Origin of the sequence: Variovorax glucosi (genome assembly GCF_051216695.1) — a bacterium.
Taxonomy (GTDB): domain Bacteria; phylum Pseudomonadota; class Gammaproteobacteria; order Burkholderiales; family Burkholderiaceae_C; genus Variovorax.
This window is the reverse complement of the sequence record NZ_JBPJZE010000002.1, coordinates 39,572-58,302: the sequence shown is the minus strand read 5'-3', so window position 1 is coordinate 58,302 and position 18,731 is coordinate 39,572. Positions and strand designations below refer to the sequence as shown.

Sequence of the window (18,731 nt, the reverse complement as noted above, 5' to 3'; positions counted from 1 at the left end):
CGGATTCAAGAAACGCCCGGCGGTGCCGATATTGCAGGTCAGGGGTCAGGTGGCTCCGGCAAAGGACTGTATGAAGGGCGTCGTTTTCCAGGAATTCATCCAGATGGTCGAGTCGACTTTCTCCCCGGACATGGCCGACCGGATCATCGACGCCTCGAACCTGTCGACGGGCGGTGCCTACACATCCGTCGGCACCTACCACCACGACGAGATGGTGCAGCTGGTCGTCCAGCTCAGCGCCAACACCGGCATTCCGGTGCCGGCCTTGCTGCACGCGTTCGGCAAGCATCTGCTGGGACGTTTCGCGGTGATGTATCCCAAGCACTTCGCCGGACGCACGAGCACGTTCGACCTGCTGGAAGTGCTGGACAACAAGATACACGTCGAGGTCCGGAAGCTCTACCCCGACGCCGAACTGCCGGTGTTCGACCACAGCTTCACAGGGCCGGGCACCATGGCATTCGTCTACCGCTCCAAACGCCCCTTCGCCGATCTGGCTTCCGGACTGATCGCCGGCTGCATCGACCACTTCCGGGAAAGCATCGAGGTGACGCGCGAAGACTATCCCTGCGAAAGCGGTTCCCACTCGCGTTTCGTGCTGCTGAAGACGGCCGATGCAACCGTCACCTGAAAAAGACCTTCTCGAGCGCCGCCTCGCTCGCGCCAACAGCGCGCGCCAGCAGGCCGAGCAGCTGCTGGAAGAAAAAAGCCTGGCGCTTTACGAAGAGGCGCAGCGCCGCGAGCAGGCTGTCGTCGATCTCCAGGAGAGCGAGGAGCGCTATCGCCTGCTGGTGCAGCTGTCGCCCGACGCGATCCTGATCGAGTCGGGGGGCGAGATCGTCTATGCGAACCCCGCTGCCTGCCGGATGTTCATCGGCTGTGCCGAGGAAAGCGGCTGGCCGCACGGCAAGGACATCGTGTCGCTGGCCACGCCGGATTACCGCACGCGGGCGCAGGTCGCGATGGCGCTGCTCGACGACGGCGAAACGGTCATCGGCGGCGAAGAGGAGGTCAGCGGACACGACGGCAGGATCATCGACGTGGCAGTGACGCGCATCGCCTTCAGCTACCGCGGCAAGGCTGCGATACAGATGGTGGCGCGCGACATCTCGCATCGCAAGGAGCTGGAGAACAAACTGCTCGACCAGGCCACGCACGACGCGCTGACCCGTCTGCCGAACCGTACGCTCTTGCGCGAGCGTCTGGCCGCGGAGGTCGCGACCGCCCGGCGACACGGCCACGCGGTGTGGGTGGTGTTCATCGACCTCGACCGGTTCAAGTTCATCAACGACAGCCTCGGCCACGGCGTCGGCGACATGGTGCTGAAGCTCGTCGCCGACCGGCTGAGCGCCGCGACCGGGCCGAAAGATACGGTCGCGCGGCTCGGCGGCGACGAGTTCGTGCTGGTCGTGCCGGACCGCAATCACGATTCCGATCCGGGCCGGTTCCTCGACTGCGTCATGGCGCAGCTGGTGCGTCCGATGGATGTCGCGGGCCGCACGCTGTCGCTCACTTCCAGCGTCGGAATGTCGCGTTTTCCGGACGACAGCAGCGTGCTCGAAGACCTGGTGGAGAAAGCCGACATCGCGATGTACCGTGCCAAGCAGCAGGGCCGCAACAACTGGCAGCTCTTCACTGCGGCGATGCAGGAAGAACTGCAAGACAGGGTCCAGGTGGAGACGGCGCTGCACACGGCACTGGCCCACAACGAAATGTTTCTGCATTTCCAGCCGCAATTCGACGGCAACGGAAGCAGCGTCGTGGGAGTGGAGGCGCTACTGCGCTGGCGGCATCCGAAGCTCGGCAACATCGTGCCCGACCGCTTCATCCCGCTGGCGGAGGAAAACGGCCTGATCGTGCCGATCGGCGCCTGGGTTCTGCGCACCGCATGCATGCAGTGCAAGGCCTGGCAGGAGTCCGGGTTCCCGACGCTGCGCCTTTCGGTCAACCTGTCGCCGCGCCAGTTCGCGCAGGCCGGCTTCGTCGATTCGGTGGCTGCGGTGCTTCGGGACAGCGGGCTGGACGCACGCTGGCTGACGCTCGAACTGACGGAAAACCTGGTGATGGCCGATGTGGAAGCCACCATCGTGAAGCTCGGCGAGCTGAAGCTGCTCGGCATCCAGCTCTCCATCGACGATTTCGGCACCGGCTATTCGGGCCTCTCCTACCTCAAGCGGTTCCCGATCGACGAGCTCAAGATCGACCGCTCTTTCGTGCGCGACATCGCGGCCGACGGCGAAAGCGAAGCCATCGTCCAGGCGATCCTCTCGCTCGGCCGCAACCTCAACCTGCGAGTCATCGCCGAGGGCGTCGAGACGGTGGAGCAGATGGCCTACCTCCAGGACAACGGCTGCGACGAACTGCAGGGCTACCTCTTCAGCCGCCCGCTGCCTGCACTGGAATGCAGGTCGTTCCTGGGTGTCGGCGCGCAGGCGGCGCAGCACGCGGCCGAAGCAGCCCGGCGTGCGCTGGACGACAGCTACGGGAAAGAGCTGATCCTGATTCCCGCCGTCGGGCTGCGCGACCCGGAGCGTCAGAGAACGCCGTCGGCCTTCAACGCCGACAGCTTTTCGTCGGACAGGCCGAGCAGCGACTTCAGCACCTCGTGATTGCCTTCGCCCAGAACCGGCGGAGCACTGCGCACCGGCAGGCGCTCGCCGTCGAACCGGTACGGAGGCGCAAGCACATCCACCGTGCCCGCCACCGGGTGCGGCTGCTTCGTGACCAGACCCGCGTCGGTCGCGCGTTTCGACTGCAGTGCTTCGAGCAGGCCAAGCACCTCCCCGCACGGAATGCCTGCCGCCGCAAGCCTAGATAGCAGCAGATCGCGCTTGCGCCGTCCGAGTTCGAGGTTGATCTCGACCATCAGCGCGACCCGGTTCGTCGCACGGGCCAGGTTGGTCGTGAAGCGCTCGTCGGCGGCCAGATCGGGCCGCTCGATGACCTCGGTGCAGAAGCGCGAGAACTGCTTGTTGTTGCCCACGGTGATGACCAGCGGCCCGTCTTCGGCATCGAATACGCCATACGGCACGATGGACGGATGCTCGTTGCCGTAACGCGGCGGATCGTCGTTCATCAGCAGCGCCTCGAGGCCGTAATAGGCGGTGATCATCAGCCCGCAGTCGAACAACGCCATCTCGATGTGGCGGCCGATGCCGGTCTTCTCGCGCTGGTAGAGCGCGGCCAGCACGGCCTGCGCCGAGTACATGCCGGTGAACAGGTCGACCACCGCGACGCCGAACTTCAGCGGCGGCTGCGTCTTTTCGCCGTTGATCGCCATCAGGCCGGCTTCGCCCTGCACCACCAGGTCGTAGCCGGGACGCGCGGCTTCGGGGCCGCTGCTGTCGTAGCCGGTGATGGAGCAATAGATGAGACCGGGCTGGTCCTTCTTCAGCTGTTCGTAGCCCAGGCCGAGCTTGTCGATGCCGCCGAACTTGAAGTTCTGGATCACGACGTCGCACTGCTTCGCGAGATCGCGCGCGATCTGCTGGCCTTCGGGCGTCTGCAGGTCGAGCGTGACCGAGCGCTTGTTGCGATTGACGCTGTTGAAGTAAGCGGTCTCGGTCTTGCCGACACGCAGACCCCAGTCGCGCGTGTCGTCGCCGCGGCCGGGATGCTCGACCTTGATGACTTCGGCACCCATGTCGGCCAGCACCATGCCGCACCAGGGGCCCGCCAGCACGCGGGACAGATCGAGGACGCGCACGCCGGCTAGCGGCAGCGCTGAATGGAACGAAGGCATTCGGGTTTCCTGTCGGGTCGATGAGAGAGCTTCAGGCAGAAGCGAGATGAAGATCGCGCAGTTCGCGCTTGAGCACTTTGCCGATCGCGCTGCGCGGCAGTTCGCCGAGCGTGCGCAGGTCGGCCAGCCGTTGCGTCTTGCCGGCGCGTGCGTTGTACCAGGCCATGATCTCCGGGGCGGTCTCTCCGGCGCCTTCATGCATCACGACATAAGCCACCGGCGTCTCGCCCCACTGTTCGGACGGCACGCCGATCACGGCCGCATCGTGCACCGCCGGATGCCCGCGCAACTCGGTCTCGATATCGCTCGGATAGATGTTGAAGCCGCCGCTGATGATCATGTCCTTGCGGCGGTCGATCAGCGTGAGGAAGCCGTCGGCGTCGAACACACCGACATCGCCGGTGCGGATGAAACGCTTGCCGTCGGCGTCGAACCATTCGGCTTCGCGCGTCTTCTCCGGCTGGTTGCGGTAGCCGGTCATCATGCCGGGCGAGTGGCCGACGACCTCGCCGACGACACCGGGCTCGCCGGCCAGTTCCCGGCCGTCTTCGTCGATCAGGCGGATGTCGCTGGTCGCTGCAGGCCGGCCGACGGTGTGCAGCTTGCCGGGAAATTCGTGCGCTTCGAGGATGCAGGTTCCCCCACCTTCGGTCATCCCGTAGAACTCGACGAGACCGCCCGGCCAGCGCGCGAGCACGTCGGCCTTGAGCGCGGCGCGGAACGGAGCGCTGGTGCAGAACTTGAACCGGAAGCTCGACAGGTCGAAGCCGTCGAACTGCGGACTCGCCATGATCCGCTGGTACTGCACCGGCACCAGCATCGTATGCGTGGCGCGTGCGCGTTCTGCGGCCTGCAGATAGCCGAGCGCGTCGAATTTCGGCATCAGCCAGACGCAGCCGCCCGCACCCATCGCCGGCACGAACGAGACGAGCGTTGTGTTCGAATAGAGCGGCGTCGCGAGCAGCATGACGCTGTCCGTTCCGTAGTCATAGGCCGCGCCGCGCAGGATGTGCGCCCAGCGCATGCCGTGCGATTGCACGATGCCCTTGGGCGTGCCGGTGGTGCCCGACGAATAGATGATGTTGAACGGATCCTCGGGTGCTATGGCGACAGGCATCGGGCTTGTGCCTTCAGGCACGAGCCAGTCGTCGAAGCGCTGCCCGGGCGATGCTTCGTCGAGCGCGATGCAGGTTGGTGCGTCCGGGCCTCCGGGCAGCAGGCCGTCCGCCGCGCCGTCGATGAAGAAGAGGCGCGCATCGGCGTCCTTCAGCATCGCCGCCATGCTCGTCGCGTTGGACGAAGGCGCAAGCGGCGCGGGCACGACACCGGCGCGCAACGCACCCAGGAAGATCGCCGCGTAGCGTGCCGACGGCACTGCACACATCGCGATCACGTCGCCGGACTTCAATCCGTCGCGCTGCAGGGAAGCGGCGATGCGGTCCATGAGTGCGTCGAGCGCGGCGTAGTCGAGGACTTCGGCGCTGCCGGCATCGCGCAGCGCAGCGGCGGTCGGCCGAAGCTGTGCGTGCTCGCGCACCAGATCGGGAAGCGTGCGGAACGTCGACATGGTCAGGCCGTCGCCGCTTTACCCAGCGCGATGTAGCGCTGCAGATGGTGGTCTTCGTCGCCGAACTGGTGATCGATCATCACCAGCCGCTTGGCATAGTGCGGCAGCGGAAGCTCCCAGGTCATGCCGATGCCGCCGTGCAGCTGGATGGTTTCCTCGGCGACCAGCGCACCGATGCGACCGATGCTGAACTTCGCGGCCGACAGCGCGCGCTCGCGCGTCGTGCGATCCGCGTCGATGGCGGCAGCGGCGTTGATGACGGCCGAGCGCGCCTGCTCGATCTCCAGCAGCAGATCGGCCATGCGGTGCTGCAGTGCCTGGAAGCTGCCGATCGGCAGGCCGAACTGCTTGCGCGTGCGCAGGTAGTCGAGCGTCGCTTCCTTGGCTGCTTCCATCGCGCCGAGCGCCTCGGCGCACAGTGCGAGCAGGCCACGGCCGACCGCGCGTTCGAGCGTGGCATGGCCCTCGCCTTCCGCACCGAGCAGTGCATCGGCGCCGAGCTTCACGCCGTCGAACGTGAGCTCCGCGACGCGGCCGCCGTCGATGGCCAGGCCACCGCGCACGGTAAGCCCCGGCGTACTCGCAGGCACCAGGAAGAGTGAGATGCCGGCTTCGTCTTCCATGTTGCCGGACGTGCGCGCCGACACCAGGAACAGGTCGGCCTGTTCGCCCTGCACGACGGCCACCTTGGCGCCGTTCAGCACCCAGCCGTCGCCAGCGCGCTCCGCCCTGGTCTGCACATGCGCCAGCTCGTAGAACGCTTCCGCCTCGTCGTGCGCGAGCGCCGCGACGACGGTGCCGCCGATGATGTCCGGGAGGGCTTCCTTCTGCATTTCGCTGCCGGCCGCGCAGAGCGCCTCGCCGACCGTCACGGCGCCGAGCAGCGGCTCGACGACCAGTCCGCGTCCCAGCGCCTCGAAGACGACGGCGATGTCGAAACCGCCGCCGCCGAAGCCGCCATCGGCTTCGGTGAACAGCGCGCCGATCACGCCGAGTTCGGCGAACTGCCGGAACATCTCCTTGCTGAATCCGTGGGCCGATTTCGCGATGCGGTCGCGCGCATCGAAGGCGTACTGCTCGGCGATGAAGCGGTTCAGGCTGTCGGCGAGCATGCGCCGGTCTTCGGTGTGTTCGAAGTTCATTGCATGTTTCCTCAGAGGCCCAGGATCATCTTGCTGATGATGTTCTTCTGGATTTCATTCGAGCCGCCGAAGATCGACAGCTTCCGGTTGTTGAAGTAGCGCGCCGCAGCGGAATTGGCGAAGGCGGGTCCGAAGGTCTCGCCTTCGAAGCCGTCCTGCAGCGCTTCGGCGACGAACGGTCGCGCATGGACGCCCGCCGCGCGACGTGTGAGCGACGAGATTTCCTGGCGGATCTCGGTGCCGCGAATCTTCAGCATCGAGCTCTCCGCGCCCGGCACGCCGCCGCCGGCCACCGCTGCGATCACGCGCAGATTGGTGGTCTTCATGTTCTCCAGATCGATCTCGACACGCGCCAGGCGTGCGGCGAAGCCCGGGTCTTCGGCCAGCGGCCTGCCGTGCCTGGTCCGCGTCGCGGCGATCTCTTTCAGCTGCTCCAGCGCGGCCACCGAGAAGCCGACGCCGGCGATGTTGGTGCGCTCATAGGTCAGCAGGTACTTGGCGCATGTCCAGCCCTTGTTCTCCTCGCCGACCAGGTTCCCGGCCGGCACGCGCACGTCGGAGAAGAACACCTCGTTGACCTCGTGCTCGCCGTCCAGCGTGATGATCGGGCGCACGTCGACGCCGGGCGACGTCATGTCGATCAGCAGGAAGCTGATGCCCTGCTGCTTCTTGGCTTCGCGGTCGGTGCGGACCAGGCAAAAGATCATGTTTGCATGCTGGCCGAGCGTGGTCCAGGTCTTCTGGCCGTTGACGATGTAGTGGTCGCCCTCGGCATCGACGCCGCGCACGGCCGATGTCTTGACCGCCGCCAGATCGGAGCCGGCACCCGGTTCCGAATAACCCTGGCACCACCAGTCGGCGCCGCTCAGGATGCGCGGCAGCCAGTGGTCTTTCTGCGCTTCGTTGCCGTACTTGATCAGCACCGGTCCGAGCATGTTCAGTCCGAAAGGCACGACGCGCGGCGCGAAAGCCAGAGCGCATTCGTGCTCGAAGATGAACTTTTCGACCGCAGTCCAGCCCGGCCCGCCGTACTGCTCGGGCCAGTGGTTGGCGAGCCAGCCGCGCTCGTTGACGATGGCGTGCCATTCCTCCATGTCGCCCTTGGCCAGAATCTGCCCGCCCCTGACTTTGCTGGAGAGCCGCAGCGGCAGCTTGTCGGCGAGGAAGGCGCGCACTTCGGCGCGGAAGGCTTCTTCTTCGGTAGTGAAATTCAGGTCCATGCGAAGGCTTTCTTATTCGGATCGATTGAGGCTGGCGAAATCGGCGCCGCGTTCGACCAGGTCGACCAGCAGAGGCGACGGTTGCCAGAACAGCGGGTCCTGCTTCGCGAACTCGCGGATGTCGGCCAGCACCTTCGGCAGCCCGACCGTGGCGGCGTACTTCATCGGCCCGCCGCGATGGCGCGGAAAACCGTAGCCGTAGAGGAAGGTCACGTCGACGTCGAGCGGTCGCAGCGCGATGCCCTGATGCACGACGTTCGCGCCTTCGTTGACCATCGCCGCCATGTAGCGGCGCACGATTTCCTCTTCGGTGAAGGTGCGCGGCACGATGCCGGCGCGTACGCGTTCCGCATCGACGATGGCCAGCACTTCCGGGTCGGGCACGCCGGTACGGGCGCCCTCGGGATACAGGTAGTAGCCGCGCTGCGTCTTCTGGCCAAACCAGCCGCGCTCGCAGAGGCGGTCGGCGATCTGCACGTAGCGCGTCTTCGGATCGCGCGTGGCCGACTTGCGCTTGCGCGTGGCCCAGCCGATATCGCCGCCGGCCAGGTCGGACACCTGGAACGGCCCCATCGGATAACCGAAGTTGCGCAGCGCGGCATCGATCTCGTACGGCGAAGCGCCGTCTTCCATCATGTGGTCGGCGGCCTGGCGGTACACGGCGAGGATACGGTTGCCGATGAAGCCGTCGCACACGCCTGCGCGTACCGGCACCTTCCTCAGCTTTTTCGCCAGCTCGAAGCCGGTCGCGACCACGTCGGCGTCGACCTTGGCCGGCACCACGATTTCCAGCAGCTTCATGATGTTGGCCGGCGAGAAGAAGTGCAGGCCGAGCACGTCGCCGGGGCGCGAGATACTGGCTGCGATCTCGTCGATGTCGAGGTACGAGGTATTGGTCGCGAGCACAGCGCCCTGCTTGCAGACGCGGTCGAGTTCGGCGAAGACGGCCTTCTTGACGCCCATCTCCTCGAACACCGCTTCCACCACGATGTCGACCGAAGCCAGTGCGTCGTACGAGGTGGCGCCGGTGAAGCGGGCCATCACGGCCGCTTTGGCTTCGGGCGTCATGCGACCTTTTGCGACGAGGCCGTCGTACACCTTTTCGACATGCGCACGGCCGCGCGCGAGGCTGGGCTCGTCGCGCTCGATCATGGTCACCGGCAGACCAGCGTCGAGCATCGCGACGGCAATGCCCGCGCCCATCGTTCCGCCGCCGACGATCCCGGCGGACGCCAGCGCGCGCGGCTTGGCGGCTTTGGTCTCAGGCGCCTTGAGCACTTCGCGCTCGGCGAAGAAGGCGTGGATCAGGCCGGCGCGCTGCGGGCTTTCCATGCACTGCAGGAACAGCTTTCGCTCCAGCGCCATGCCCTCGTCGAACGGCAGCGTAAGCGCGCCTTCGACGGCTTCGACGATCTTCATCGGCGAGAAAAGACCGCGGCTTTTCCTTGCGGTGTCGGCGCGCGCGGCTTCGAGCGCGGCGCGGCCGGCTTCGACATCTGCAAGCGCAACGGCTTCGCGCGTGCGGCGCACGGCCGCCTTGGCTGCGATCAGTTCTTCTGCGTAGGCGATGCCATCGGCGAGCGCGTCGGTACCGTCGCCGAGCTTGTCAACCAGTCCGATCGACAGCGCTTCTTTCGCGTCGACATGACGACCGCTCAGCATCAGTTCAAGCGCGGGCTTCACGCCGATCAACCGCGGCGTGCGCTGCGTGCCGCCCGCACCGGGCAGCAGGCCGAGCGTCACTTCGGGCAGACCCAGCTTCGCGGACGGCGCAGCCATTCGGTAATGCGCCGACATCGCGATCTCAAGCCCGCCACCCAGCGCAGCGCCCTGGATGGCGGCGACCACCGGTTTGCTGCAGTTCTCGATCCGCAGGCAGACATCGGGCAGCGATGGCGGCTGCGGCGGCTGGCCGAACTCGCGGATGTCGGCGCCCGCAACGAAGTTGCGGCCGGCGCCGACGATCAATACCGCAGCGGCATCGACATCCGCTTCGGCTGCTTCGATGGCAGCGACGAGACCGCGCCGGACATCGACGCCGAGCGCGTTGACGGGCGGGTTGTCGATCGTGACGACGAACACGCCGCCGGGCTGCGGCGATTTCCGGAACGTGACGGGACCGTCGGACCCATGAGCGGGTGTGGCGGGTGTGGCGTCTGTGGCCATGAATTTGTCTCCAATTCTTCTACAACCGAGCATTCTTGAGCCGCGTCGGCGCTTTGACAATTGCACAGCCGATTGACAGACTGTCAAAGAATTTTTGACAAAATCGACGGATGGACATTTCTTCGCTGACGCTGCTCGTCGAAATCCTCGATGCCGGCAACCTGAGCGCCGCCGCTCGCCGACTCAAGATGAGCCGCGCCAACGTCAGCTACCACCTGAACCAGCTCGAGCGCTCGGTCGGCGCGCAACTGGTGCGCCGCACCACCCGGCGGGCCGAGGCCACGGAGATCGGGCTACGGCTGTATCAGCATGGCGTCGCCATCCAGAGCGAATTGCTGGCCGCGCGCGAATCGGTCACGACGCTCGGCGAGGGCCTGCAGGGCCGCGTGCGCCTGAGCGTGCCCAGCGGCTACGGCCAGCTCGTGATGGCGGACTGGCTGATCGACTTCAAGCGGCTCTATCCGAAGATCGTGCTCGACGTGCTGTTCGAGAACCGCATCGCCGACCTGCTTCGCGAAGAAGTAGACATCGCGATCCGCGTGATGCCGGAACCGCCACAGAACCTGGTCGCGCGCGACCTCGGTCCGGTGCGCTACGTCGCCTGCGCATCGCGCGCCTATGCGCAGACACAGCCGTTGCCGGCGCAGCTCGACGAACTGCACGGCGCGCCGGTCGTGACTGCGGCGGTCATCGGGCGGCAGCTGCGGGTGTCGGCTTACCAAGGCGAGACACGCCGGGAAGTGGTTCTGGAGCCGACGCTGATCTCCGAGAACTTTCTGTTCCTGCGCCAGGCCATCCTCGCCGGACTGGGCATCGGACTGGTGCCGGATTACGTGGTGAACGCCGATATCCGGCGCGGCGACATCGTGACGACGCTCGACGACTGGCGGCTGTCGATCTTCGGAACGCAGATGTACATGCTGTACATGCCGAACCGGCTGCATACGGGGGCGATCCGGACGTTCATCGACTTCATCCTCGAGCGGGTACGGGGCCGCATGAACGAAAGCGTCGCAGCACCTTTCCCCACAGACGCTCACTTGTTCCGCTGACCGCCGGAGCGGCGGTTTGCACATACGATGCCTGCCGTTCGAAAACCGAGTCCGAGGCGCCGATGAATTCCACTTCTTCCAAACCAAACAGTTCCTTCAAACCGTTTTCCCGTCTCATCGACGGCGTGGAAAACTTCCGCAGCAAGCAGTTCAAGGAAAACCGCGAACTGTTCCAGCAACTGGCGACGCAGCAACAGCCGAAGACGCTGTTCATCTGCTGCGCCGACAGCCGCGTCGTGCCGGAGCTGATGACGCAGACCGATCCCGGCGAGCTTTTCCTTTGCCGGAACATCGGCAACGTGGTTCCCGCCTACGGCGAAATGATGGGCGGCGTTTCTGCCGTCGTCGAGTACGCCTGCACGGCGCTCGAAGTGACCGACGTGGTGGTCTGCGGCCATTCGGACTGCGGCGCGATGAAGGCGCTGCTCGATCCGAACGATCCGGTGTTGCGGAAGATGCCGACCGTGGCTTCCTGGCTGCGCAACGCCGAAGCCGCGCGCAGCGTCGTCGAGGCCACGCTTCCCGACCTGGAAGGCGCCGACAAGGTGGCCGCGCTCGTGGTGCAGAACGTGCGTACCCAGCTGGGGCACCTTCGCACCCATCCCGCCGTCGCCGCGCGACTCGCCACGCAGCAGCTCACGTTGCACGGCTGGGTGTATGACATCGAATCCGGCGACGTTCGGGCCGTCGATGAACTCAGCGGCGAACTGCGGCCGCTGCGCAACCTTCCGGATGCACTGGACACACTGTACAGCGCTGCCGAATGATCGTTCAGCGCAGTTTGAACGTGCGGCGGCTGTTGTCGGCCGTCGGGCCGCAGCTGCTCGTGCTCCTGATCTACGACATCGCGGTCACGTATCTGTATATGGTCGAGGGCTGGACGCGCATCGGGCAGGACAACCTGCCGTTGCCGCTGGTCGGCACCGCTGTCGCGCTCGTCGTGACGCTGCGCAACAACGCGGCTTACGCGCGTTGGTGGGAGGGCCGACTGCTGTGGGGCCAGATCGTCAACGATTCGCGCAGCTTCGTTCGCGGCCTGATCGCCATGACGCGCGACACGCAACTCCAGGTCCGCCTGACGCGGCATCAGGTCGCTTATACCCAGGCGTTGCGCCTGCATCTGCTGCGTGTGCAACCGTGGGACGACATCGAGCGTCTGCTTCCGCCCGAAACGCTGGAACGCGTCCGCGGACTTGCGAACGTGCCGCTGGCGCTGCAAACCGATATCGCGGACCGTCTGGGCGATGCGCGGGACGCTGGTCTTGTCGATGCGATCAGCCTGGCTGCGCTGAACGGCAGTCTTTCTGCGCTCGCCAGCGCTCAGGGTGGCTTGGAACGAATCAAGAACACGCCTTTGCCGAGGCAGTACAGCCAGTTTCCGCGCATCTTCGTGCGTGTTTTCTGCCTGTTGCTGCCGTTAGGGCTTGTGCATGACCTCGGTTATCTGACGCCGCTGGGCTCGGCGCTGGTGGGGTTCATGTTCCTCGCGCTCGATCAGGTCGGGATCGATCTGGAGGATCCGTTCGAAGGGAAACTGCACGATGTGCCGATGCAGGCCATCACGCGAGCGATCGAGCTTGATCTGCATCAGATGATCGGGCATCGGTCGAATCCGCCGCCGGTGGAGGTGAGGGACGGGGTTTTGAATTGAGATGACGTAAAAACGCCCCAGGGCCCGAAAAGGGCGCTGGGGCGCATGAATACTGGTGGCCTGGGTCGGAATCGAACCAACGACACGCGGATTTTCAATCGAAATCCGCGTGCGCAGCCAACTGCCGTCCAAACGCAATTCTCAACAAAATCAAGTGCTTAGAGCGCATTTGACAGAAGCCACTGTCTGTCAAAACGCAGTCATTCACACCCGTTCCCAATCATCATTGACAGAAAAACTGCCAGAGATTTGATGACGTCTGCATTGTAGTCACGAGCGCAAATTTCCGCCGCCCTGCGTCAGCCAAGACAACCACGACGGAGCACGGCGCCGTAGGCAGTTGGATGCATGCGCCGGCGGAAGTCAGTCATCCCTTATCCTTCGCTCATGGCGACTCAAGCACTCATCAACCCGGCGCAGTTGCGCTGGGCACGCGAGCGCGTGGGCTTGACGCTCGAGGACGCCGCGCAAGGCGCCAGCGTCAAGCCAGAGCAGCTTTCGGCGTGGGAGAGCGGAGATAGCCGGCCCACGTTCCGGCAGGCGCAGAATCTGGCGCACTCTTTCCACGCGCCGTTCGGCTACCTGTTTCTGAACGCGCCGCCTGAGGAGGCTCTCCCCCTGCCCGACCTGAGAACGGTCGCCGGCGCACCGGTCCCGCGGCCTAGCGTCGACCTCATGGAAACCGTGCGCATCGCGTTGCAACGGCAGGAGTGGTATCTCGAGTACCAACGAGACCACGGCCTCGAGCCCTTGCCATTCGTCGGTCGTTTCACCATTGCTGCGGACCCACGACGCGTCGCTGCGGATATCCGTTCGGTTCTCGCCGTCGAACTTGAGCAAGGTCAGCGGACGTGGGAGGTGTACTTCCGGGAACTCGTAGAGGCGGCGGAGCGAGTGGGCATTCTGGTGATGCGAAGCGGTGTTGTGGGGAACAACACCCATCGCAAACTGGATGTGAGCGAGTTCCGCGGATTTGCCATCAGCGACCCACTGGCACCCGTTGTGTTCATCAACTCCGCGGACGCCCCAGCCGCAAGACTATTTACGCTGCTCCATGAGTTGGCGCATATCTGGGTTGGTGCAAGCGGGATATCGAATGTCGCTCCGGGCAATAGCCGCCGCGAGGAAACGTTCTGCAACGCCGTCGCTGGTGAGTTCCTGGTTCCGGGCGAAGTGTTTCTGCGGCTCTGGAATGCAAGCAGTGCAGAGGTGGTAGCTCGCGTCGCCGAGCTGGCCACGCGTTTCCACGTCAGCCGCATTGTCATCATGCGTCGCGCACTGGATATGAATCTCGTCGACCGGGCCACGTACTCGGAGTACTACCTCGCGGCGCTGGCAGCTTTCAGAAATCAGGAGGGCGGCGGGGGCAACTTCTACCGAACCGCGGGGGCCAAGAACAGTTTGAGGTTTTCGCAAGCGGTGGTCACCGAAGCACTCAGCGGCCGTCTGCTACTGAGGGATGCCGGCCGGCTGCTGGGCGTCCAACCTGGCAAGATTCGTGAGTTTGCAGGGCAGTTGGGCATATGACGTATCTACTGGACGCCAACACGCTCATCGAAGCCAAAAATCGCTACTACCAAATGAGCTTCTGCCCAGGATACTGGACGTGGCTCACTCGAAACAAGCAGGACGGCCGGCTTGCCAGTGTCGAAAGCGTCGGCGCCGAGATTCGCAGAGGCACGGACGAGCTCGCGCAGTGGGCGATACAGCAAGCGGACCTGTTCCTGCCAGAGTCCGACGAGGACACTCAGACCGCGTTTGGAGAAGTTGCCAGTCACTTGGCAGGGCAGGCTGGAGGCATGAAGGCGGGGGCGCTCGGGGAGTTTCTCGGCGGAGCCGACCCGTGGCTGATTGCAAAGGCCAGAGTCCTAGGCCACACCATCGTGACCCATGAGCGGCTCAATACTGAGAATCGACGCAAGTTCTTGATACCGAACGTCTGCCAGCACTACGGCGTCGAGTGCATCAACACTTTTGAGATGCTGGACCGACTGGACGCCCGGTTTGTTCTTGAGGTCTGAGCACAAGTTCAACCTGCCGGGAAATCTGGGGTCAAAGCCTTCACTGTCGCGCCGATGACGTAGACCACGCTCTGCTACTTCCAGCTCTCCTGGCTGCGTGCGCTGAACCACCAAGGGGCAGTTTCAAGTGTTTGACTCCAGAAGGCCCAATGGAAGTGCCGACTTGGCCGACGGCACCGTTTAAAAGCCGTTGCTTCACGCTGGGCGAACACACCTTCGCCTTTGCGGCCCATCTTGGTCCACTCGTTACCTGCACTCGACCCGCTCATCTCGCAGAAAGGAGGGTCCGGCGAGAACAAGAAAGTACCTGACAAATCAAGTACTTACGAATTCTGCAGGTATCTTGTCCCGTCGTCTTTACTTGCTTCGCAGACGACGAAAACGGCAGCAAAGGCGCGAAAGAAAGCCTTGAAACCTGTACCTCTCACCTATTCCCAGTTGCTCGACGCCCAAGTCGTGCAGGTGGATTCTGGCAAGCTGAACCGCCAGACTGCGGCAAACCGCGCCACGGCGCTTCGAGCATTTCTGCAAGCAAACAACATCCCGGCGAACGATGTCGTCGGGTCTGAAATGCGTTTTGGCTATCTGGCTGCGACAGAGCGCTTGGCAAAAAAGCTTCGCGACGATGGCAAATCAGACCGCAGCATTTCGAACACCCGTGCCGCGCTGAAGCCTTGGCGCCTGGCAGTGACCGAAGATGACACGGCACGGGCACTGAGCAGTGGCGAAACGACGCCGTTCAAGAACGCAATCGCGAAGGTTTTCATTGGACATCCGTTCAAGCGCGTCGCGCGACAGGCTGGCGTTAGCAGCGATATGCTGTTTGGCTGGCTTCACGGGAAAATGCCGCGCGCGAGCAACGCCAAGGCTATCCGTCGGCTCGAAGCGTTCTTTTCCTTGGAGAAGGAGAGCTTGGTGACGCTCGCGGGCATCAAAGGAGATGCGCGACCGCGTGAGCAAGTGGGGCGTGCGCCGGAAAACGAGTACCGCTCCACACTGCTCGCGCGCACGTCGCAAAAGTTCTATCTCGTGCCACCCAGCGCGTCTCCTTTGCGCGCGCAGTGGCGCGCGCTCCTCGAGTACAAGACCGCCTTGGTTCCCGATTTGATGAGAAGCGGAAACAGCCGATGGACGTTTGCGCCGGTAGCCGTGCGCCAACAGACTGCGAGTAACTGGCCGTGGTTCTTGAACGGCGTCGAAGTGCCAAGCGCGAGTCCTGGCTGGGCGGCAGTTGGCAGCTACCTCGGATGGATGGCCTTGCCGAAGTCCGCAGGTGGTCTCGGCATCGCCGCTGATGAGTTGCAGACGCTCGCGTGGTTCGCTGTCCCTGGGCACATCGAACCATACCTCGCCTGGTGTCGTGAGCGCGCTGGGGGTAGGTACACCCGAAATGTCATGACTTTTCTCGGGACCGTGATTTGGCTCGTCCGACCAGAGAACGGCTACCTTTCGCAGCAGCCTCATATGCTCAACACGCTGCCGCGAGCCCTTCATTCCGAGAGCTGGGAGTCGCTATGCAGGAGGCAGTACAACTACTGCCTGAGACTCAAGCAGGCTCTGCAACCAGAAGTCGTCTGTGGCCGCGACCCATTCGCGCCAATGCGTTCGATTTTGGATTTGCCCGAGCCGATGGAAGCTCTGGCCGACATGATTCAGCGAATGCGGCTTGATAGACCGGTCGGCGGGTGTCCGCTCCGAGAGGCGGTCTGGGCCCGCGATTTGTTCCTCATGAAGTTGCTGGCGTCGAACCCGCTGCGCATGCGAAATCTGGCGACCTTGACTTGGACCTCGCTGAACTGCAACGGGTACCACCCGGACAATCAGGCAGCCCTTTACCAGCGAACGGGCGGAGCATGGTGGTTGTGGGTGCCGAAGACTCATCTCAAGAACCGGAGGGGAAGCAGCGCTGTCCGTAATTACGATGCGCCCGTCCATGAATCCGTGTGGAGAGACCTTGAGCGGTATCTGCACCGGCACAGAAGCCACCTCTTGCGATGGCCGAGTGAGCTCGTGTTCCTGCGCCGCGTTCGAGACCCTAAGCAAAAAGTCACCGTCCGTGGCCAACTGCCGCTCAAGCGGCTTGCCACTACAGCGCATCACCCAAACATGGAGATGAGTCGGCAGGTCATGGCGCTCACGAAGAAGTACCTGTGGAACTGCGATGGTATCGGTACGCATGCGTTCCGACACATGGTCGCGACATCCATCATCAAATGCGATGCCGGCACCATGAAGATTGCCGCACTGGTGTTGAATGACCAAGAGGCTACGGTCGCGAAGCACTACGCCTGGTTGCAAAGCGGCGATGGCGCTGAGCGGATGGGCGAGTTGCTAGGCAAGAGCTTGAATCGGATGTAAGAGGCGATGGAGCCGCGCGCCGCGCGGCTCCATCTTTATGCTGCCTCAACCGCCGAGGCCAAAATCAACCCTGCAAACTGACGCCGTCGGAAGTCCCGAATCCGACGTCTAACCGCTCGGTGGGCGGTCCGAAAGTTTTCGGGCATTGAGCATGCGCCTCGACCATGTCAGCGGCCGTCGGAAAGTGCTTCAGGAGCGATAGTGCTTTCTCACGCATGCGGCCGGGTACCCCAGGGGAAGCATCACCCTCGGCCAGCCTCATGAGGAATTGCCGCGTGCGCAGCACTGCGCGGGTACGTTCGTTCGGTCCGCTCATGGCATGGTGTGCCTTTCAGGCCCGGCAGGCTCGGCCCAAAAAATGGGAAGAGCGGCGGCGACCAGCCGCATATGTGAGCAGTCCGGGTAGTGCCGCGAGAGCCGAAGTGCTCGTTCGCGAATCTCTTGCAGCAACTGAGGAGATTCAGGAACGTTTTCAAGCCACAGCAAGAACCGCTCAGTCTCAACAACAGCCCTCGTGCGCTCTTCGGCCGTTGTCACGCGCCAAGCGCCACCAGTGCGACGGACTGCTCCTCGTAGACCGGGCACGCAAAAGTCTTGCACCAGAGAAAGGCAGTGGTTGCCAACCAGGGTTCTGATAGCCCGGTTAGAGGGTCGCACGGCAAAACGTTGTTGTTGACCAAGAGGTTTCGTTGCGGCGTGCTGTCGATGACCAACCATCTGTCGATGCCTTGCGCCGCGGCATGGACCCGGGCGGAATCCACAAGTGTGGTCCGTCCATTCAGAGTGCTGTGCGCAGCGAGCGGACTAGGGTGAATCTGACGACGAAGTACCTGTGGCGCGGCGGCAAGGTACTGCTCCAGCGCATCGGTATCCAGCACGAACGTGACGTCGTATCGACGTGCAATCTCAATCAGGGGCCAAGCCCACAGGAGCAGGTCGCTCGCAACAGGCGCATCTTGAAGCTCGATTCCGGGCGGATGAAGCACGCCTTGTGGGTTGAAAAAGCATACAGCTTCAACTCCAGCGTCAAGTCGCGCGTACAGCGCGGCGTCATCGAATTTTGAGAGAGATGGGGAGGTCAATTTCATAGGACGTTTGTGATGCCAAAGGGCCATCGTCCTAAACGACACGCGACACAGCAAGCATTTTCGATTACGAAATTCGATGCATGCGCATGAGCAGTGATGGCTACACGAAGTGCGGTTGGCAGGTCCCAACTCGCATGAAAGGCCATCATGAAGAGGAAAAAGTGCAACAGCCGCGATTCGGCGCGCGGGCGTCCTGGCGTGCAGCTTGAGGATGTGCGCGACGCCGCTGTCCGGCTGCTTCGCGAGAAGCGGTTCGTCGGGCCTGTCAACATCAGGCTCGAGCTGGGGACAGGGAGCTACACAACAATTCAACGACATCTGCGACAGCTAGGTCTGGCCCCGACGCTGGGGCGCAAGACGTCGCGCAGGAAGTAAGTTCCAGGCGGCCCTTGGGCCGCCTTCTCCTATTGCCGGTCGAGCTATCGGGCTTCGATTCAACAGTGATCTAAAGATGAACTAAAGCATGGTCAAGGCGCAGCTGTTCGATAGGCTGGGGGTCCCTGGTGCCGGCCGACGCTGCAGACCTCTCTGACCGCGCCGTATAAATCCCAGGGCTACATGCATGAGTTGGAGGAGGGGGCTGAATACACCGCGACCAACACAACGCATCAGCGGACGTTCAGATGCAACCCTGGGAGCACACTTAGAGGGGAACGGCGGGGCAGACAGGTCTCGAAAGACTGAGTGAGTGACGGCGGCTATCTCCGACCTTCATGTTCGTGCG

At 63.7% G+C, this 18,731-nt stretch carries 17 protein-coding genes; 9 read left to right on the top strand and 8 right to left on the bottom strand.

The features are described 5' to 3' along the window. Positions 1–70: 70 nt before the first annotated feature. Together ACSFA3_RS08645 and ACSFA3_RS08640 are read left to right on the top strand one after the other, a co-directional pair. Entirely contained in the window at positions 71–631 is a 561-nt protein-coding gene (locus tag ACSFA3_RS08645; protein WP_435505039.1) for a heme NO-binding domain-containing protein, read from the top strand. Then, a complete protein-coding gene (locus tag ACSFA3_RS08640; RefSeq protein WP_435505038.1) occupies positions 615–2,609 on the top strand; it encodes a putative bifunctional diguanylate cyclase/phosphodiesterase in 1,995 nt (664 codons plus the stop codon). Before ACSFA3_RS08645 ends, ACSFA3_RS08640 begins: the two co-directional genes overlap by 17 nt. On the opposite strand, the gene ACSFA3_RS08635 is transcribed toward ACSFA3_RS08640, so the two are convergent. Genes ACSFA3_RS08635 through ACSFA3_RS08615 form a run of 5 tightly spaced genes read right to left on the bottom strand, consistent with a single transcriptional unit; the run spans position 2,534 to position 9,837 of the window. Continuing rightward, positions 2,534–3,742, bottom strand: a complete 1,209-nt coding sequence (locus tag ACSFA3_RS08635; protein WP_435505037.1) for a CaiB/BaiF CoA transferase family protein — start codon at positions 3,740–3,742, stop codon at positions 2,534–2,536. The genes ACSFA3_RS08640 and ACSFA3_RS08635 overlap by 76 nt on opposite strands. A 31-nt stretch (positions 3,743–3,773) precedes the next feature. Then, positions 3,774–5,309, bottom strand: a complete 1,536-nt coding sequence (locus ACSFA3_RS08630; protein WP_435505036.1) for a class I adenylate-forming enzyme family protein — start codon at positions 5,307–5,309, stop codon at positions 3,774–3,776. A 2-nt stretch (positions 5,310–5,311) separates the two neighbouring features. After that, positions 5,312–6,451 (bottom strand): acyl-CoA dehydrogenase family protein, encoded by a 1,140-nt coding sequence (locus ACSFA3_RS08625; RefSeq protein ID WP_435505035.1) that lies wholly within the window; start codon positions 6,449–6,451, stop codon positions 5,312–5,314. Between the two features lie 11 nt (positions 6,452–6,462). Continuing rightward, on the bottom strand, positions 6,463–7,671 hold the full coding sequence (locus ACSFA3_RS08620) for an acyl-CoA dehydrogenase family protein (RefSeq protein WP_435505034.1): 1,209 nt from the start codon (positions 7,669–7,671) through the stop codon (positions 6,463–6,465). Between the two features lie 12 nt (positions 7,672–7,683). Next, a complete protein-coding gene (locus ACSFA3_RS08615; RefSeq protein ID WP_435505033.1) occupies positions 7,684–9,837 on the bottom strand; it encodes a 3-hydroxyacyl-CoA dehydrogenase NAD-binding domain-containing protein in 2,154 nt (717 codons plus the stop codon). 110 nt (positions 9,838–9,947) lie between these two features. Here ACSFA3_RS08615 and ACSFA3_RS08610 point away from each other — a divergent pair, with 110 nt between their 5' ends. The 6 genes from ACSFA3_RS08610 (at position 9,948) to ACSFA3_RS08585 (ending at position 16,919) form a co-directional block, all read left to right on the top strand. Next, complete coding sequence (locus tag ACSFA3_RS08610) at positions 9,948–10,889, top strand: LysR family transcriptional regulator (RefSeq protein WP_435505032.1); 942 nt, start codon at positions 9,948–9,950, stop codon at positions 10,887–10,889. A gap of 62 nt (positions 10,890–10,951) precedes the next feature. Beyond that, the gene (locus ACSFA3_RS08605) at positions 10,952–11,656 is read left to right on the top strand and encodes a carbonic anhydrase (protein WP_435505031.1); all 705 of its coding nucleotides are present in this window, start codon (positions 10,952–10,954) and stop codon (positions 11,654–11,656) included. After that, positions 11,653–12,540, top strand: a complete 888-nt coding sequence (locus tag ACSFA3_RS08600; RefSeq protein WP_435505030.1) for a bestrophin family protein — start codon at positions 11,653–11,655, stop codon at positions 12,538–12,540. The genes ACSFA3_RS08605 and ACSFA3_RS08600 overlap by 4 nt, the downstream gene beginning before the upstream one ends. A 387-nt stretch (positions 12,541–12,927) precedes the next feature. Continuing rightward, positions 12,928–14,067, top strand: a complete 1,140-nt coding sequence (locus ACSFA3_RS08595) for a helix-turn-helix domain-containing protein (protein WP_435505029.1) — start codon at positions 12,928–12,930, stop codon at positions 14,065–14,067. Further along, a complete protein-coding gene (locus tag ACSFA3_RS08590) occupies positions 14,064–14,561 on the top strand; it encodes a DUF4411 family protein (RefSeq protein ID WP_435505028.1) in 498 nt (165 codons plus the stop codon). Before ACSFA3_RS08595 ends, ACSFA3_RS08590 begins: the two co-directional genes overlap by 4 nt. A 408-nt stretch (positions 14,562–14,969) precedes the next feature. After that, positions 14,970–16,919 (top strand): hypothetical protein, encoded by a 1,950-nt coding sequence (locus tag ACSFA3_RS08585; RefSeq protein WP_435505027.1) that lies wholly within the window; start codon positions 14,970–14,972, stop codon positions 16,917–16,919. Positions 16,920–16,983: 64 nt separating this feature from the next. Here the strand turns inward: ACSFA3_RS08585 and ACSFA3_RS08580 are convergent, their stop codons facing one another. The 3 genes from ACSFA3_RS08580 to ACSFA3_RS08570 are packed head-to-tail and all read right to left on the bottom strand — an operon-like array spanning position 16,984 to position 18,007. Continuing rightward, a complete protein-coding gene (locus ACSFA3_RS08580) occupies positions 16,984–17,235 on the bottom strand; it encodes a BPSL0761 family protein (protein WP_435505026.1) in 252 nt (83 codons plus the stop codon). Then, entirely contained in the window at positions 17,232–17,456 is a 225-nt protein-coding gene (locus ACSFA3_RS08575) for a BPSL0761 family protein (protein WP_435505025.1), read from the bottom strand. The genes ACSFA3_RS08580 and ACSFA3_RS08575 overlap by 4 nt, the downstream gene beginning before the upstream one ends. Next, positions 17,453–18,007, bottom strand: coding sequence for a hypothetical protein (locus ACSFA3_RS08570; RefSeq protein WP_435505024.1), 555 nt, complete (start codon positions 18,005–18,007; stop codon positions 17,453–17,455). Before ACSFA3_RS08570 ends, ACSFA3_RS08575 begins: the two co-directional genes overlap by 4 nt. A 147-nt stretch (positions 18,008–18,154) precedes the next feature. Here ACSFA3_RS08570 and ACSFA3_RS08565 point away from each other — a divergent pair, with 147 nt between their 5' ends. Continuing rightward, the gene (locus tag ACSFA3_RS08565) at positions 18,155–18,382 is read left to right on the top strand and encodes a DNA-binding protein (RefSeq protein ID WP_435505023.1); all 228 of its coding nucleotides are present in this window, start codon (positions 18,155–18,157) and stop codon (positions 18,380–18,382) included. The last annotated feature ends 349 nt before the right edge of the window (positions 18,383–18,731 follow it).